Consider the following 15,746-nt stretch of genomic DNA (forward strand, 5'->3'; position numbering starts at 1 on the left):
ACAGGTCAAACAAGCAAAACAAAAGGGGAGGACGTGATGGTGAACGAGCTGGATTTCACGGACAAGCAGGTGCTGGTCGTCGGTGGTTCCAGCGGCATCGGCAATGGCATCGCGCAGGCCTTTCGTGCCAGGGGCGCGACTGTCGCGGTCTGCGGCACGCGGGCCCAGCCTGCGGACTATTCGCCGGAGGAAGGCTCTGATCTGACGGGTCTTGCTTATGCGCAGCTCGATGTCGGCAATGCCGGCGCGATCGAGGCGTTCAAGCCGTCCTTCGATCGGCTCGACGTGCTCGTGCTCGCGCAAGGCGCGGTGCTCTATCGCCGCGGCGAATTCGAGATGAGTGGCTTTCGGAAAGTCGTGGAGGTCAATCTGATGAGCCTGATGGCGTGTGCGACACGGTTTCATTCCATGTTGCGGGATGCGAAGGGCGCGCTGATCATCGTGTCATCGACTGCGGCCTATCATTCCACCATGGGCAATCCCGCCTACAATGCGTCGAAGACCGGCGCGGTCGGATTGACGCGGACACTGGGTGAGGCCTGGGCCGAGGACGGCATCCGCGTCAACGGCATCGCGCCCGGCCTCGTCGACACCAAGATGACGAAAGTGACGACGGACAATCCCAAGCGGCTCGAAGGCGCGTTGTCGCGCATTCCCTTGCGGCGATTGGGCACGCCGGCCGATATGGCGGGCGCCGCGCTGTTCCTCGCATCGCCGCTGTCGTCCTACATCATCGGGCAGACGCTGGTCGTCGATGGCGGGCTTATTCTTTGAATCAACACAGGAAGTAGAGGGAACTGCACACCGTCTGATCGGTTACTTTGGCTGACCCCCGAGGAGGATCATCATGGACACGGATCGGATTGTTGGATCGGCCAAGGAATTCGCCGGACGCGCGGAAGGTGCGGCCGGCGACATGGCAGGCGATGCGAAGACGCAGGCATCGGGCAAGGCGCGGGAGGCTGCCGGCACCGTGCAGAATCTCTACGGCCAGGCCAAGGATGCCGTGCGCGACGCCAGCGACACTGCGGCCGGTTACGCCAAGGACGCCTACGAGAACAGCGGCGAGACGTTCCGCGACGGCACGCAGGCGATTGCCCAGAAGGTGCAGGATAATCCCCTGGGCGCGCTGCTTGTCGCAGGCGGCATCGGCTTCGCACTCGCGCTTCTGATGTCGCGCCCCGCGCGTCGCCCTCCGCCGCGCTGGCGCTATTAAGGCTCAGCGAGGAGCTCAGCCTGTTTTCGTGCCCCGGACGCAATGTGGCCCAGGCGATGCGGTGCATCGTTCGGAAAGGCCGCGTTGCCGAGCCGGGGCATATTCTTTGTGGGGTGCGCATCGGCAGGGTCGCGGCCCGCGCCGCCTTCCGGACAAAAGTCCAACTACCGGATCACTTCAGCCGATCGCCCGACGTTGCCAGGGGGCCGCGGGACCGCCGGGTTTTGAGCTGGATTGCGCGGCCCTGGCGCCGGCGCCAATTGCCGGGGTGCTGGCTGCGGCGAGCCGAAGCCGAAGAAATCGCGAATTGAGGGCGTTGCCTGCGCCGGCTGCGCCGGTCCCGGCTTCTTCGGTGCGAGCTTTGGCGGCGCGATCGCGGCGGCAGCACCGGGCGTCCCCGGAGCAGCATTGCCGCCGGGCGTGGTCGCCGCCATCGGCGTGTCGCCCTTGGCCTGCTCGCGGCCGACCTCGCGGCGCGGCCAGGCATAATCGTCGGCACGGCCTGCGGGCGCGGCCAGCGGCTCGCCCTTCACCAGCGTCTTCGCGGCAAGCGCATCGACAGAGGCGGGACGCGAGCCCGGTCCGCCCAGCAATTGATCGGTCGAGATCGAGGCGGCAACCAGCGGCACGATCGGGCCCGCCAGCGGTCGCGGCGCGGGCTTGCCGGGTTCAGCACTGGTGTCGGGCGTCGCCGGCTCACTCGGTAGCGCGATCGGGCCGGAGCGCCCTGCGAGCAGGCGGGTGATCTCGCGCTCGACATAATGCGCGAGCTTGCGTGCGCCGGGCTTGGTGAAATACACGCCGTCATAGCTGCGGAGCTGACGGATCTGGCCTTCGAAGTCCGGACCTTTCTGCAGGAAGCGGCCGGCTTCGTCGACAAAACCGTCCCAGACGTCGACATAGGTGATGCCGGCTTTGGCCGCGCCCTCGCGATAGAGCGAGTCCAGGAACAGCATGTCCGCCGTTCCCTTCGGTCCGCGGATCGCGGGCAGGCCGACCCAGAGCACCGGCACGCCCTTGGCCTTGAGCACGTTGGCCAGCTCCTCGATCTTTTTGCTGTAGAGCTCGACCCAGCGGTCGTCGCGGAATTCGTAGATGCCGTTCGGGTTACGGGCGGTCTTTTCGGGCGCGGTCACCGGCGCATCGGCGTTGTCGGCATCATCTTGCGGCAGGTCGGCGTCCGCGGGCTTGTCGTCCGGCTTGGCTGCGGTGTCGCCGGGCTTTGCATCGCCCGGCTTGGTATCGCCCGGCTTGGCCTGGGGTTTTGCCCGCGCGCCCTTGTCGTTCTTCTTGTCCTTGCTGTCCTTGTCGGCCGGCTTGTCGGTTTTGTCTGCGACAGGCTCGCGCATTGAGATGCGGTCGTTGAGCCCGAGCATGACGACGATGACGTCGGGTTTCTCGGTCTCGAGAATGCCCTTCGCTGCGGCCGCCCAATCGGAGGGCTCGCCCTTCGGTTGGTACTTGATCAGGCCGGACGTGGTCTTGTGCTTGCGGATCACGCCCATGTCGGGCTGTTCGAGATAGGCGTCTTCCAGGCCGTAGGCGAGCCAGTCCGCCATCGCATCGCCGATCACCAGCACGTTCTTGTCGGGGATCGTCTCGCGCTTCGCCGGCGCAGGTGCGCGCGAAAAATCCTGCCGCGGTGCTTGCTGCTGTTGCTGTTGAAATGGCGCGAAGAAGTCGCCGCCGAACCATCCGCCTCCGCCGCTGCGCGGTGGCGCCGCGCGCTGCGGCGGACCGCCGAAGCCCGGGAAGTTGAAGAACTGCGCCGAAGCGGGCCCCGCGATCAGGACCAGCATCGCGAGCGCCGTCCCCAGCGCGATCAACGGGCCGGTCTCGGTCAGCGCCTTGAACAGGGACTTGTGCTTCGACATGCGATCTCGGGCGCGTGCAACGGGGATCGGAACAGGCGCGGTATACTAACGGAATCAGGCCGCAAACGGGCAAATTCTCTTTGCAGAATCTGGTCCCATACACCGGGGATCAGTCACCTCCGTCAAGGCCGCCTGCCAAAATCCCTGTTCAGGGTTAGTTTCGGCGCGATTTTACCGTCCGCGCAGCCGTTCCAGCACGTCGGAGGAGGCAAATCCGTCCGCCGGCACCCCGATCGAGGCCTGGAAGCTGCGCAGCGCCTCCCGGGTCTGGCCGCCGAACTGGCCGTCCGGCGTGCCCTTGTAGAAGCCGCGCTGGACCAGGAGTTGCTGCAGTTCCAGTCGCTCGGTACGGGACAGCTCCCGTTCCTGCCGCGGCCAGGGCTGCACGAAGGGCTGGCCGCCGCGGAGGCGGTCGGCGAAATGGCCGATCGCCAGCGCATAGGCCTCGGCCGGATTATATTTCATGATGACCCGGAAGTTCTGCATCATCAGGAAGCCCGGGCCTTGCGCGCCGGCCGGCGCCAGCAGATAGGCTTTTTCCGCAGGATGCGGGAAGGGCTGATTGGCCGGACGCTTGAGGCCAAGCTTTTCCCATTGCGCGATCGACATCGCCTTGGCGCGGTCGGCCAGCATGTAGTTGAAGCCCTGCGGCACCACGACTTCAAAACCCCAGGTCTGGCCGGTCTGCCAGCCGTCCTTCTTCAAATTGTTCGCGGTCGAGGCGATCAGGTCGGTTGGATTGTCGACGACGTCGCGCCGTCCGTCGCCATCTCCGTCGACGGCAAAGCGCTTGAACGCGGTCGGCATGAACTGGGTCGGTCCGAACGCGCCGGCCCAGGAGCCGCGCAGCTGCTCGGGCCTGAGATCGCCGCGGTTGAGGATCTCCAGCGCGGACAGGAACTCGTCCTTGAAATAGGCCTGGCGGCGGCCGATACAGGCGAGCGTCGCTGTCGATTGCAGCACGCTGCGGTCGCCCATCTGCGTCGAGTAGTTGGACTCGATGCCCCAGATCGCGGCGATGATATAGCGATCGACGCCATAGGCCTTTTCGGTGGCGTCGAACTGCGCCTTGTATGTGGCGAGCACGTCCTTGCCCTTGGCGAGGCGGTTGTCGTTCACGAGGATGTCGAGATAGTCCCAGATCGACTTGGAAAACTCCGGCTGCGAATCCATCAGGTCCATGATGCGCAGATCGGGGGTGAGCCCTGCGGTGAAGCGCTGAAAATTCTCCTGCGTGATGCCGCGCCGTGCGGCATCGGGCCACATCCCGGCGACGCAAGCGTCGAAATTCGCTGCCGCCTCGCGGATCGCCGCCGCGGTCATCAGCGGATGGCCGGAGGCCCCGTCCTCACCGCTCCAGGGTTGAGCTCCCGTTTGGCCGCCACCGGGCCCGGGGGCAGGCTGCGAGGGCGCCGGGTTCGAGCCCGAAAAGACGCCGCCAAACAGGTTCGACAGGCCGTTTTGCGCCTGCGCGGAAACGGGGCACAGCAACGCCGCCGCAATCATGGTTGCGCCGGTCAGCGATCCAGCCCGTTTTGCCAGTCCTGCCATCGATTGCATCATATCCCACCCGTCCGGCCGAAAATCCGCCATCAGGAGGCCTCGTTACGGTTGCCAATAGCTTAACAAAGGTGAAATTTCGGTGGCGGCCTTTTTCTCAATTCCACGGGCGGAGCCCTATATCCGCCTTTGTTAGCGGCTGCAAAACGGTTAGCAAGATGCCATTGCTTCTTTCACATGTGTCCCGAGGTATTCGATCAATCACATGAAAATCCGCAAAGCTGTATTCCCCGTCGCCGGCCTCGGCACCCGCGTCCTGCCCGCCACCAAGGCCATGCCAAAGGAAATGTTGACCATCGTCGACAAGCCGCTGATCCAGTATGTCTATGACGAGGCCAGGGAAGCCGGGATCGAGCACTTCATCTTCGTCACCGGCCGCAACAAGAATGTCATCGAAGACCATTTCGACCGGATGTTCGAGCTCGACGCGACGCTCGCCGCGCGCGGCAAGAAGGCGGAGCAGGACATTCTGGCGGAGAACCAGCCCGAAGCCGGCGCCGTCAGCTTCACCCGCCAGCAGGCGCCGCTCGGTCTCGGCCACGCGGTCTGGTGCGCGCGCGATATCGTCGGCAACGAGCCGTTCGCGGTCGTGCTGCCCGACGAGCTCGTGCTCAACACGCCGGGCTGCCTGAAGCAGATGATCGAGACGGCCGGCAAGCTTGGCGAAAAGTCCAATGTCATCGCGGTCGAGGCGGTGCCCGACCATCTCACCCATCAATACGGCATCTGCGGCGTGGGAAAACGCACCGGCAGGATGTTCGAGGTCGACGGCATGGTCGAGAAGCCGGCCAAGGGCACCGCGCCCTCCAATCTCTCGATCACCGGCCGCTACATTCTCCAGCCGGAGATCTTCAAGATCCTGGAGACCCAGGAGCGCGGCGCCGGCGGCGAGATCCAGCTTACCGATGCCATGATCGGGCTCGCGAGATCGCAGAGATTCTACGGCGTCGAATTCGAGGGCGAGCGTCACGATTGCGGCTCCAAGCCCGGCTTCCTCCGCGCCAACATCGCCTACGGCCTGAAGCGACCTGAGCTGCGTGACGGGCTGATCGCGGAGATGAAGAGGTATCTGGGGCAGTAGGGCGGCTAGTCGTCCCGCGAAGGCCGGGACCCACATCGCGTGATCCGTCGATTGCGGTTAATACTAATCCCGAACGACCAGCTTTCGCAAAAGTTCTCCCTGTGGTTATGGGTCCCGGCCTTCGCCGGGACGACACTGAGAGTGCTGCGATTGCGTCGCGCCCAATGACGGCGACAGAGCCGCCGTTCACGCCACCAGCGACAGCTTCGGCAAGCTCGCCACCACGGACTGGTTGCGGCCGCCGGCCTTGGCGGCGTAGAGCGCCTTGTCGGCAGCGGCGACCAGGATCGGCCAGTCCACGTCGGCGGTAGGAACGAGGCTGGCGACGCCGCAGGACACGGTCGATCCGGCCTGGGCGTCGGACCAGCCCTGAACCTTGCGGCGGATGGTCTCTGCGATCTTGAACGCGTCCTCCGCCGCGGTGTCCGGCAGCAGCACCGCGAATTCCTCGCCGCCATAGCGCGCGGCGCAGTCGCCGGCGCGGCGCACGGAATCGGAGATGCAGATGGCAATGCCGACCAGCACCTGATCGCCGGCCTGATGGCCGAACGTGTCGTTGTACGCCTTGAAATGATCGGCATCGATCATCAGCAGCGCGACCGGCGTATTCTGCCGCATGGCGCGCCGCCATTCGAGATCGATCGCCTGGTCGAACTTGCGGCGATTGCGCAGGCCGGTGAGCGCGTCCGTCGTCGCCATCTCCTCGAGCCTGCTTTCGGCATCGGCGCGGCGGCCGATCTCGCGGGCGAGCACCAGGGTCGACGCCAGCACGAACAGGATCAGCGCCAGCACCACGGCGCCGATGCGATAAGCTTCCCTTTGCCACAGCTCGAACACGGCGCTGAGCTGCTTGCCTGCGACGACGAACATCGGACCGGAGCCGTTGCTGCGCACGTAGAGGCGCGGCGTCGCGTCCACCGGACCCTGGCCCGCGAAGGAGCCGCCAGCCTTGAGATTCTCGGGCTTCCAGTTCTGTTGGGTCCCGAGATTCTTGCCGATGATGTCGAGGTCGAACGGCCGCCGCATCATGATGGTGCGGTCGCGCTTGAGCACGGTGATGGTGTCCGCGGGATCGAGGTTCAGCCGTTCGAACAGCTCATGGAAATAGCTGAAGCGGATCGAGCCGGCGACGACGCCCATGAAGCCGCCGTCGGTGTCGCTGACGCGTCGGCTCAGCACGATCGAATAGGCGCCGCGGAACAGCATCGGGCGGCTGATGAACAGTCCGGCGTCGGGGTGGTCACGATGGACCTTGAAATACTCCTCGTCGCTGCGGTTCTCCGGCTGGGCATCGAGCGTCGAGGCGTCAATCGTCAGCCGGCCGTCGGCATCGAACACCTGGATGGCGCCGAAATGCCGGGCCGTGGTCGCATGATCGAACAGGATGAGGTGACGGATCGGCTTCGAGACCGTGGCGATCTCGGGCAACAGCACGTTGCCGGCGACCGCCTTCAGGGACAGGTCGTAGATCTCGATATTGCGGCTGATGTCGGCTTCGATCGACGTGGCCAGGTTTTCCAGCGTCTGGCGGGCCAGCGCCTCCTCGCCGCGGCGCATGTCCAGCATGACGTTGACGCAAATGGCGGAAAAGCCGATCACCGTCACGACCGACGAGATGATCAGCAGCTTCGCCGAAATCCGCCACGGCCGCCGGGCCGTGACATCGCGCCATCGAGACAGCATCCTTTGCTCCCGGCCTTAGTGGATGCGCCCGAAAGCTTGCGTAGTGTTTAAGGCGGGACGGCGCTGTCGCAATGAGTTAAGAAACGGTTTCCGGGGCTAGCACTTTTCGGCAAGGTCGGGATCCCAAGGTTGGGGCCGATGAGCGATCGAGGATGACGGTGAACGACTACGACGCATTGCGCGATTACCTGATGCGGCAGAAGCAGACGGAATTCGTGCTGAGCTACGAGCAGATCGAGGAGATCGTCGGTGCGGCCCTGCCGCGCGCGGCCAATCGTGCCTCATGGTGGGACACCTCGCGCAGCCCCGACATCCAGATGCCGCAGCGCGAAGCCTGCCTCGCTGCGGGTTTCAAGGCGACGCGGATGCCGGACGGCCAGAGCGTGCGGTTCACGAAGCAGAAGAGCGACCGGCGGCGACCCGGCTGAGCGCCACAAGCTCTTCTTCCCTTCTCCCCTTGTGGGAGAAGGTGGCGCGAAGCGCCGGATGAGGGGTTGTGTCCGCAATTGAGAGATTGCGTTCTTGGAGAGAGACCCCTCACCCCCGCTCGCTTCGCGAGCGGACCCTCTCCCACAAGGGGAGAGGGAAAACAGTCAGCTCGCCGCTTCCAGCCGCACTTCCGTCAGCAGTCGCATCGCGGCGTCGGCGTCCATCGGCTCGCCGAAGGCGAAGCCCTGCGCGTATTCGCAGCCCAATTGGTAGAGCTCGACCGCGTCGGAATCGGTCTCGGCGCCTTCCGCCACCACGTCCATGCCGAGATCATGCGCAAGCGCGATGATCGACTTCAGGATCACCGGGCGCGTGCCGCGCGTGGTGGTGCGGACGAACGACTGGTCGATCTTGATGGTGTCGAACGGGAAGCGCTGCAGATAGGCCAGCGACGAATGGCCGGTGCCGAAATCGTCCAGCGACAGCCCGGTGCCGAGCTCGCGGATCCGCGTCAGCATCTGTGCCGCGTGCTCGGGATTTTCCATCACCAGCGATTCCGTCAATTCCAGCTTCAGCGTGCCGCGCGCCACCGACGAGCGCGACAGCACGGTGCGGATGTCGTGAATCAAATCGTGACGCAGCAATTGCCGCGAGGAGACGTTGACGGAGGCGAAGATCGGCTCGCGCGAGCGCATCGCGCGCTGCCAAATCGAGAGCTGCTTTGCGGTCTGGTCGAGCACGAACATGCCGAGGTCGATGATCAGGCCGGTCTCTTCCGCGATGGTGATGAATTCCGACGGGGCCATGCGCCCGAGCTTCGGGTGATCCCAGCGCACCAGTGCCTCGAAGCCCGCGACCGATCGGTCCTCGAGCCGGACGATCGGCTGGTACAGGATTGTGAGCTCCTGCCGCTCGATGGCGCGGCGCAGCTCGCTTTCCAGCGTCAGGCGGTCGGTCTTGCGGGCGCGCATCGCCGGCTTGTAGACGTCGATGCGGTCGCCGCCGATTCGCTTGGAATGGTACATCGCAAGCTCGGCGTCCTTGGTGATCTCGTCGGTGAGCTGAACCTGCGGATCGGACAAAGCGAGGCCGATCGACGCGGTCAGGAAGATCTCGCGGTCGTTGAAGGCGATCGGCGCGCGGATGGTCTTGCGGATGGTCTCGGCGAAGGCGGTGATGCGGGCCGGGTCCTGTTCCGAGAGCAGGATCAGGCCGAACTGGTCGCCGGCAAGCCGCGCCAGCGTGTCCTGCGGCTTCAGGATGCGGGTGAGGCGGCGGGCGAGCGTCAGCAGGATGGAATCCCCGACCGCGATGCCGACGGAATCGTTGACCTGCTTGAAGCGGTCGAGATCGATCACCATCAGCGTCGGCCGCAGCGTCGGCATGGTCTTGGCGAAATGCGCCACCGCGCCTAACCGGTCCATGAACAGTTTGCGGTTGGGCAGGCCGGTGAGGTTGTCATGCACGGAATCGTGCAGCAGGCGCTCTTCGGCGTTGCGCAGCTCGGTGACGTCGGTGAGCGTGCCGACCACGCGCGAGACCTCGCCGTCCGAGCCGACCACGGGGCGCGCCTTCAGCGCGAACCACATGAAGTGACCGTCCGGCGTGCGCAGGCGGAAATCCTGCACCAGACGGCCGCGGCGCTGGTCGAGCACGCTGTCGAGCGCGGCGCGGAAACGGTCCTGGTCGAGCGGGTGCAGCACTTCCAGCCACGACGCCGCCGGGCCTTCCAGCGTCCCGCGCTTGAGGCCGAGCAGGGCTTCGGTCTCGGGGCTGGTGAAAACCTTGTCGGCGGAGACGTCCCAGTCCCAGATCAGATCGCCGGAACCGGCCAGCGCCAGCGCGCGGCGCTCGATATCGGACACGATTCCGGTGGTGGCGCCGCCGCCGGCAAAAGCGTGTTGCATGACCGTGAAACCGATCAGCATCACGATCAACACCAGGCCGCCGAGCAAAGCGGGGCCGACGATGTCGTTGGTGACGGAGCCCGCGACCGCCATGCCGGCTGCGACCACCCAGACCACGAGCAGGAACCAGGTCGGGATCAGCAGCACCGCGCGGTCGAAGCCGTGGGTCGAAAGATAGACGATCAGCGCGAAGCCGGCGAACGCGATCAGCACCAGCGATATGCGCGCAATCCCGGAGGCGACGGCGGGGTCGAACAGAGCGAGCGCCACCAGCGAGCCCAGGAAGGCGAGCCAGCCCACCGTGATGTGCGAATAGCGCACATGCCAGCGGCTGAGATTGAGATACGCGAACAGGAACACCAGCAGCGTCGCGGCCAGGATCGCTTCGCCCGCCGCGCGCCAGATGCGCTCGGCGTTGTTCGACATATCGAGCACCTTGCCCCAGAAGCCGAAATCGACGCCGATATAGACCAGCACCGCCCAAGCCAGCGCCGCCGCCGCCGGGAACATGATGCTGCCCTTCACCACGAACAGAATGGTGAGAACGAGAGCGAGGAGCCCGGAGATGCCGATCACGATGCCCTGGTACAGCGTGAAGGAATTGACCTTGTCCTTGTAGGCCTCAGGCTCCCACAGATAGAGCTGCGGCAGCTTGTCGGTGCGCAGTTCCGCGACGAAGGTGATGACGGCGCCCGGATCGAGCGTGACGCGAAAGACGTCGGCGGTCGGGCTTTCCTGCCGCTCCGGCCGGTCGCCGGTCGAGGGCGTGATGGTCGCGATGCGCGACAGCCCGAGGTCGGGCCACAACAGCCCAGAGGAGACGATGCGGTAATGCGGGGCGACGATCAGGCGGTCGAGCTGGTCGTCGGTGTTGTTGGCGAGCGCGAACACCACCCAGTTCTGGCCGCCTTCGCGGGCGCGCACCTCGATGCGGCGCACGATGCCGTCGGTCGCGGGCGCGGTGGAGACCTGGATCCGATCCGCATCGCTGCGCTGGTGCTCGAGCACGCCGGTGAGGTCGATCGCGGGCGCGTCGCCGCGGACGCTGACAGCGTCAAGCGCGCGCGCAGGTGACGCGGCGACAAGAATCATGAGGCCCAGCGCGAAGGGCGCGAGGCACCTGATCAGACCCAAGGTCAGTTCTCCGCGTTCGACGCAAACTCTGAGTGCGATGCTGGCACGTAAAGGCGATTTCAGACCGGACCAAGGTGGTTCGGTGCGTGGCGATAGATGCCACGAAAGCAAGGAGAATCAAAGGGTTTCCGGCTTGCCCTGTGGGTGGAGACCTAGACCTCCAACACAATTTTGCCAATATGTGCGGAGGTCTCCATCCGCCGGTGCGCGTCGGATGCCTTTTCCAGCGGGAATGAGCTGTCCATCAGCGGTTTGACGCGACCTTCGCGCAAAAGCGGCATGACCTTCTGTTCGATCGCCGCGACCATCGCTGCCTTATCCGCATTAGTACGGGGGCGCAGCGTGGATCCGGTATGGGTCAGCCGCTTCACCATCACCTTGGCGATGTTGACGGTGACCTTGGGGCCGTTGAGGGTTGCGATCTGGACGATCCGGCCATCGACCGCGGCGGCGTCATAATTGCGATCGACATACTCGCCGGCGACCATGTCGAGGATCAGATTGACGCCGCCATTGCCGGTCTCCGCCTTGACCACGGCGACGAAGTCCTCGGTCTTGTAGTTGATGGCGCGATCAGCCCCCAACTTGAGACAGGCGTCGATCTTGTCCTGCGAGCCGACGGTGACGAATACCTTCGCGCCGAACGCTTTCGCAAGCTGGATCGCCATGGTGCCGATGCCGGAGGAGCCGCCATGGATCAGCAGCGTCTCGCCGGCCTTGAGCCCGCCGCGCTCGAACACATTGTGCCAGACCGTCATCAGGGTTTCCGGCAGCGCACCGGCTTCCGTCATCGACAGGGACGGCGGTACGCTCATCGCCTGCGCGTCTTGGGCGATGCAGTACTGCGCATAGCCCCCGCCGGCGACGAGCGACATCACCTTCTCGCCGATCTTGTGCCGCTTGGCGTTGCTGCCGACCGCCACCACTTCGCCGGCGATCTCGAGGCCCGGCAGGTCGCTGGCGCCGGGCGGCGGCGGATAGGCGCCGGAGCGCTGCGCCACGTCGGGCCGGTTGACGCCGGCGGCCTGCACCTTGACCAGGATCTCGTCCGGGCCGGGCTGCGGCAGAGCCCGTTGTTCCGGCACCAGCACCTCCGGTCCGCCGGGCTTGGAGATGGCGACCACGGTCATTTGCGCGGGCAGCTTGTCCATGATGTGTCCTTGAGCAAAGGTGCGGGATGCAACGAGGCCATTGCTTAGCCAGCGCGGCCGAGGCTGGCAACCGCCTCAGCTGCGGACCGACCAGCGCGAACGCAGGAGGAACGATATGGCGACGGAAGACGACGACCGCCCGCGCAAGAAAGTCACCCACGAGATCGGACAGGATCTCTCACTGTTGTCGCTCGAGGAACTGACCGAGCGCGTTGCGCTGCTGAACAGCGAGATCGCGAGACTGGAGCAAGCCGCCGCCAGGAAGCGCGCCTCGCGCGATGCGGCCAACAGCGTGTTCAAGTCTTAGTGAGACAAAACAGGCGTCGTCCCGGATCTGCGCTGAGGCTTGTCCGGGACGACAGCGAAAGGTGTTGCGCCAGCCTCTGTTCCGCCACCCGCTCGGCCACTGGCCGACATGGCTAACGAACCCTCAAAAAATTCGCTCGTTTACTCGACATTAAGCTTTCGGGTTTATGACTGGAACGTCCTCGTTTGGACACCGAGTGGCTCCTGTCCACTCTGTTTGACGCCTCCCTGTTATCAACTTTCAAAGCCGCCGGTTTTCCGGCGGCTCTTTTTTGTGTCTCATTCCGGTTGAATTTCGAGGAAAGACCCGCGGAAACCATATCCGCGCTTGTCGCTGGACTCCCGCTCCCGCCCGCGCAATGATTTGTTCATCATAAGCCGGCGCCAAAGCCGGGCAGGTAAACAGTTGCGTAAGGGGCGTTAACCATGGAACGTTTGCAAGCCGAGGGCGCTCTCGTTCAACTCAGCGAGCGGTTCACCAATTCTGCGGCCTTCGGCGTCCTGTTCCGCGAGGGCATGGACCTCGTCGAGGAGACCGCCGCCTATCTCGACGGCGCCGGCCGCACTGAGGCCAAAGCGCTCGATCGCGCCGTCAGCCTCACCTACGCCACCGAGAGCATGCGTCTCACCACCCGCCTGATGCAGCTCGCCTCATGGCTGCTGCTGCATCGCGCGGTCAAGGAAGGCGAGATGACGCTGGGCCAGGCCAATCGCGAGAAGACCAAGGTCAAGCTTTCGGCCGCCGATCCCGGTGCCGCGGACACCATCGAGAAGCTGCCGTCGCAGTTGCAGGACCTGATCCATCGCTCGATGAGCCTTCAGACCCGCGTGCGCCGCCTCGACACCACCATCCACACCCCACCGGCCGAACAGCCGATGATCGGCAATCCGCTGGTGCCGCACCTCAACGCGCTGAAGGCCGCGTTCGAGCGGTAAGCGCCAACCCCCGCATTGCGAGCGAGGCGAAGCAATCCAGAAGGTCTCCACAGAGGCAGTCTGGATTGCTTCGTCGCAAGTGCTCCTCGCAATGACGAGAGCCCCCCAAAACAAAAACGCCCCCGGCTTCCCGGGGGCGTTTTTCGTATCCCGCCGTGCGGCCGGATCAATCCTTTTTGAGGAAGCCCGAAAACTTCTTCTGGAAGCGCGAGACGCGGCCGCCGCGATCCATCAGCTGGGCGTTGCCGCCGGTCCAGGCCGGGTGCGACTTCGGGTCGATGTCGAGGTTCAGCGTGTCGCCTTCCTTGCCCCAGGTGGAGCGGGTCAGGTACTCGGTTCCGTCGGTCATCACGACCTTAATCGTATGATAATTCGGATGAATCTCGGCTTTCATGGCAATTCCTAGGGCGACGGCGCCGCTCGCTTGAGTGATGATCGATGACGGATTTGGCGGCTCTATACCCCAGAGACCCCCCAAAGACAAGCTGGCCGCCCTAAAACAAGCCATTGTGGGACAAGGAGAACCGGGCGGTCACCTAAGGGATATCCCGGATTTGCCACTCCCCCTGTGGCGGCCTATGTGGAGCACACTTATCCCCTGGGTCCGATCTCATGAGCGCAGTCGAACGGCTTGACGACCAGTACCGCGACGAGGGCCTCCAAATGTCCGGCGAGGCCCCGTCCATCGAGGCCGATCTGATCGAGCAGCCTGCGAAGGGCCGCGCCAAGCTGCGGCCGCTGCTGGCGCTCGCGCCCTATGTGGCCCGCTATCGCGGCCGGGCGGCGCTCGCCTTCGTGGCGCTGACCGTTGCCGCTCTGACCACGCTGCTGGTGCCGGTCGCGGTGCGCCGGATGATCGATTTCGGCCTGACGCCGGAAGGCATCGCGCTGATCAACAGCTACTTCTCCGTGATGATCGCGGTCGTCGGCGTGCTCGCGCTCGCAAGTGCATCGCGCTACTACCTCGTGATGACGATCGGCGAGCGCATCGTCGCGGATTTGCGCCGCGATGTCTTCGCCCATCTGCTGTCGCTGTCGCCGGCCTTCTTCGATTCCGCGCGCAGCGGCGAACTCGTCTCGCGCCTCACCGCCGACACCACCCAGATCAAATCCGCGGTCGGCGCCTCGGTCTCGATCGCGCTGCGCAATGTCATGATGTTTTTTGGCGCGGCGGCGATGATGGTGATCACGAGCCCGCGCCTCTCCGGCTTCGTGCTGCTCGCGATTCCGCTGATCGTGCTGCCGCTGGTCGCCTTCGGCCGCTGGGTGCGGCGGCTGTCGCGCAATGCGCAGGACACGCTCGCCGAGGCCTCGGCCTATGCGGGCGAGCTGGTCGGCGCGATCCGCACCGTGCAGGCCTATACCAGCGAAGGGCTGGCCGCGAAGCGCTTTGGCGGCGAGGTCGAGCAGGCCTACGAGGCGGCGCGCACCTCGACCCAGGCGCGGTCGGTGCTCACCGCCATCATCATCTTCATCGTGTTCGCAAGCGTGGTCGCGATCCTCTGGATCGGCTCGCATGACGTGCTCACCGGCGCCATCACCCCGGGCCGCCTCGGCCAGTTCGTGCTCTATGCGGCGTTCGCCGCCGCGGGTCTCGGCCAGCTCAGCGAAGTCTGGGGCGAGGTCTCGGCCGCCTCGGGCGCCGCCGAGCGCCTGTTCGAGATCCTGCATGTGCAGCCCGACATCGCCGCGCCGGCGGTGCCGCGCGCGCTGCCGGTGCCGGCGCGCGGCGAGGTCGGTTTCGACCGCGTCAGCTTCGCCTATCCAACCCGGCCCGACGTCAACGTGCTCGATGCCGTCTCGTTCAGCGTGCGTCCGGGCGAGAAGGTGGCGATCGTCGGCCCGTCGGGCGCCGGCAAGAGCACGATCTTTCATCTGCTGCTGCGCTTCTACGATCCGCGGGGCGGGGCCATCTCGCTCGACGGCGTGCCGGTCAGGTCGGCCGATCCGCGCGAGTTCCGCGCCCGCATCGCGCTGGTGCCGCAGGAATCGACCGTGTTCGCCGCGAGCGCCCGCGAGAACATCCGCTTCGGCCGGCCCGATGCGACCGACGCCGAGGTCGAGCGTGCCGCCGAGCTGGCGCACGCCACCGAGTTCATCCGCCGCATGCCCGAAGGTTTCGAGACCCCGCTCGGCGAGCGCGGCGTGACGCTGTCCGGCGGCCAGCGCCAGCGCATCGCGATCGCGCGCGCCATCCTGCGCGATGCGCCGCTGCTGCTGCTCGACGAAGCGACCTCCGCGCTCGATGCCGAAAGCGAGACGCTGGTACAGACCGCGCTCGAGGAGCTGATGCGCCATCGCACCACGCTGGTGATCGCGCATCGCCTGGCAACCGTGCTCTCTTGCGACCGCATCCTGGTGATGGACCAGGGCAGGATCGTCGAGCAGGGCACGCATGCCGAGCTGGTCGCGGTGAACGGGCTTTATGCGAGGCTGGCGAGGCTGCAGTTCGAGGGGGCGTGAGGCGCC

The 15,746-nt window shown here is 65.4% G+C and carries 13 protein-coding genes; 7 read left to right on the forward strand and 6 right to left on the reverse strand.

The features are described from left to right. The first annotated feature begins 36 nt into the window (after window positions 1–36). Together AC0L2O_RS30000 and AC0L2O_RS30005 are read left to right on the forward strand one after the other, a co-directional pair. Window positions 37–774: an SDR family NAD(P)-dependent oxidoreductase gene (locus tag AC0L2O_RS30000; protein ID WP_473372290.1), complete on the forward strand. Its 738-nt coding sequence runs from the start codon at window positions 37–39 to the stop codon at window positions 772–774. Window positions 775–847: 73 nt separating this feature from the next. Next, complete coding sequence (locus tag AC0L2O_RS30005; protein ID WP_473372291.1) at window positions 848–1,216, forward strand: CsbD family protein; 369 nt, start codon at window positions 848–850, stop codon at window positions 1,214–1,216. Window positions 1,217–1,380: 164 nt separating this feature from the next. Here AC0L2O_RS30005 and AC0L2O_RS30010 read toward each other — a convergent pair whose 3' ends face one another. Both AC0L2O_RS30010 and AC0L2O_RS30015 read right to left on the reverse strand, forming a co-directional pair. Continuing rightward, window positions 1,381–3,090, reverse strand: coding sequence for an SGNH/GDSL hydrolase family protein (locus AC0L2O_RS30010; RefSeq protein ID WP_473372292.1), 1,710 nt, complete (start codon window positions 3,088–3,090; stop codon window positions 1,381–1,383). Between the two features lie 171 nt (window positions 3,091–3,261). Beyond that, a complete protein-coding gene (locus AC0L2O_RS30015) occupies window positions 3,262–4,650 on the reverse strand; it encodes a lytic murein transglycosylase (protein ID WP_473372316.1) in 1,389 nt (462 codons plus the stop codon). Between the two features lie 205 nt (window positions 4,651–4,855). On the opposite strand from AC0L2O_RS30015, the gene AC0L2O_RS30020 reads away from it, so the two are divergent. Beyond that, window positions 4,856–5,731 (forward strand): UTP--glucose-1-phosphate uridylyltransferase, encoded by an 876-nt coding sequence (locus AC0L2O_RS30020; protein WP_473372293.1) that lies wholly within the window; start codon window positions 4,856–4,858, stop codon window positions 5,729–5,731. Between the two features lie 186 nt (window positions 5,732–5,917). Here AC0L2O_RS30020 and AC0L2O_RS30025 read toward each other — a convergent pair whose 3' ends face one another. Beyond that, window positions 5,918–7,414 carry a sensor domain-containing diguanylate cyclase gene (locus tag AC0L2O_RS30025; protein ID WP_473372294.1) on the reverse strand — a complete coding sequence of 499 codons (1,497 nt, stop codon included), beginning with the start codon at window positions 7,412–7,414 and terminating at the stop codon, window positions 5,918–5,920. A gap of 158 nt (window positions 7,415–7,572) precedes the next feature. Here AC0L2O_RS30025 and AC0L2O_RS30030 point away from each other — a divergent pair, with 158 nt between their 5' ends. Then, window positions 7,573–7,842 carry a DUF7662 domain-containing protein gene (locus AC0L2O_RS30030; protein WP_473372317.1) on the forward strand — a complete coding sequence of 90 codons (270 nt, stop codon included), beginning with the start codon at window positions 7,573–7,575 and terminating at the stop codon, window positions 7,840–7,842. 165 nt (window positions 7,843–8,007) lie between these two features. On the opposite strand, the gene AC0L2O_RS30035 is transcribed toward AC0L2O_RS30030, so the two are convergent. Both AC0L2O_RS30035 and AC0L2O_RS30040 read right to left on the reverse strand, forming a co-directional pair. Beyond that, window positions 8,008–10,884, reverse strand: coding sequence for an EAL domain-containing protein (locus AC0L2O_RS30035; RefSeq protein ID WP_369726441.1), 2,877 nt, complete (start codon window positions 10,882–10,884; stop codon window positions 8,008–8,010). A gap of 152 nt (window positions 10,885–11,036) precedes the next feature. After that, window positions 11,037–12,035 carry an NAD(P)H-quinone oxidoreductase gene (locus AC0L2O_RS30040; protein WP_473372295.1) on the reverse strand — a complete coding sequence of 333 codons (999 nt, stop codon included), beginning with the start codon at window positions 12,033–12,035 and terminating at the stop codon, window positions 11,037–11,039. A gap of 115 nt (window positions 12,036–12,150) precedes the next feature. Here AC0L2O_RS30040 and AC0L2O_RS30045 point away from each other — a divergent pair, with 115 nt between their 5' ends. Both AC0L2O_RS30045 and rcdA read left to right on the forward strand, forming a co-directional pair. After that, window positions 12,151–12,342, forward strand: coding sequence for a DUF1192 domain-containing protein (locus AC0L2O_RS30045; RefSeq protein ID WP_473372296.1), 192 nt, complete (start codon window positions 12,151–12,153; stop codon window positions 12,340–12,342). A 425-nt stretch (window positions 12,343–12,767) separates the two neighbouring features. Further along, entirely contained in the window at window positions 12,768–13,277 is a 510-nt protein-coding gene (rcdA, locus tag AC0L2O_RS30050; RefSeq protein WP_369726438.1) for a protease adaptor protein RcdA, read from the forward strand. Window positions 13,278–13,443: 166 nt separating this feature from the next. Here rcdA and rpmE read toward each other — a convergent pair whose 3' ends face one another. Further along, on the reverse strand, window positions 13,444–13,671 hold the full coding sequence (gene rpmE, locus AC0L2O_RS30055) for a 50S ribosomal protein L31 (protein WP_007599895.1): 228 nt from the start codon (window positions 13,669–13,671) through the stop codon (window positions 13,444–13,446). A gap of 218 nt (window positions 13,672–13,889) precedes the next feature. Between rpmE and AC0L2O_RS30060 the strand changes: the two genes are divergently transcribed. Then, on the forward strand, window positions 13,890–15,740 hold the full coding sequence (locus AC0L2O_RS30060) for an ABC transporter ATP-binding protein/permease (RefSeq protein ID WP_369726437.1): 1,851 nt from the start codon (window positions 13,890–13,892) through the stop codon (window positions 15,738–15,740). Window positions 15,741–15,746: the final 6 nt, after the last annotated feature.

The organism is Bradyrhizobium sp. Kon10, from assembly GCF_055807395.1.

Coding starts and splice junctions, on each gene's coding strand:
- rcdA (WP_369726438.1), top strand. CDS start 12,768: ATGGAACGTTTGCAAGCCGAGGGCGCTCTCGTTCAACTCAGCGAGCGG.
- AC0L2O_RS30010 (WP_473372292.1), bottom strand. CDS start 3,090: ATGTCGAAGCACAAGTCCCTGTTCAAGGCGCTGACCGAGACCGGCCCG.
- AC0L2O_RS30040 (WP_473372295.1), bottom strand. CDS start 12,035: ATGGACAAGCTGCCCGCGCAAATGACCGTGGTCGCCATCTCCAAGCCC.
- AC0L2O_RS30060 (WP_369726437.1), top strand. CDS start 13,890: ATGAGCGCAGTCGAACGGCTTGACGACCAGTACCGCGACGAGGGCCTC.
- rpmE (WP_007599895.1), bottom strand. CDS start 13,671: ATGAAAGCCGAGATTCATCCGAATTATCATACGATTAAGGTCGTGATG.
- AC0L2O_RS30020 (WP_473372293.1), top strand. CDS start 4,856: ATGAAAATCCGCAAAGCTGTATTCCCCGTCGCCGGCCTCGGCACCCGC.
- AC0L2O_RS30045 (WP_473372296.1), top strand. CDS start 12,151: ATGGCGACGGAAGACGACGACCGCCCGCGCAAGAAAGTCACCCACGAG.
- AC0L2O_RS30015 (WP_473372316.1), bottom strand. CDS start 4,650: ATGCAATCGATGGCAGGACTGGCAAAACGGGCTGGATCGCTGACCGGC.
- AC0L2O_RS30005 (WP_473372291.1), top strand. CDS start 848: ATGGACACGGATCGGATTGTTGGATCGGCCAAGGAATTCGCCGGACGC.
- AC0L2O_RS30025 (WP_473372294.1), bottom strand. CDS start 7,414: ATGCTGTCTCGATGGCGCGATGTCACGGCCCGGCGGCCGTGGCGGATT.
- AC0L2O_RS30000 (WP_473372290.1), top strand. CDS start 37: ATGGTGAACGAGCTGGATTTCACGGACAAGCAGGTGCTGGTCGTCGGT.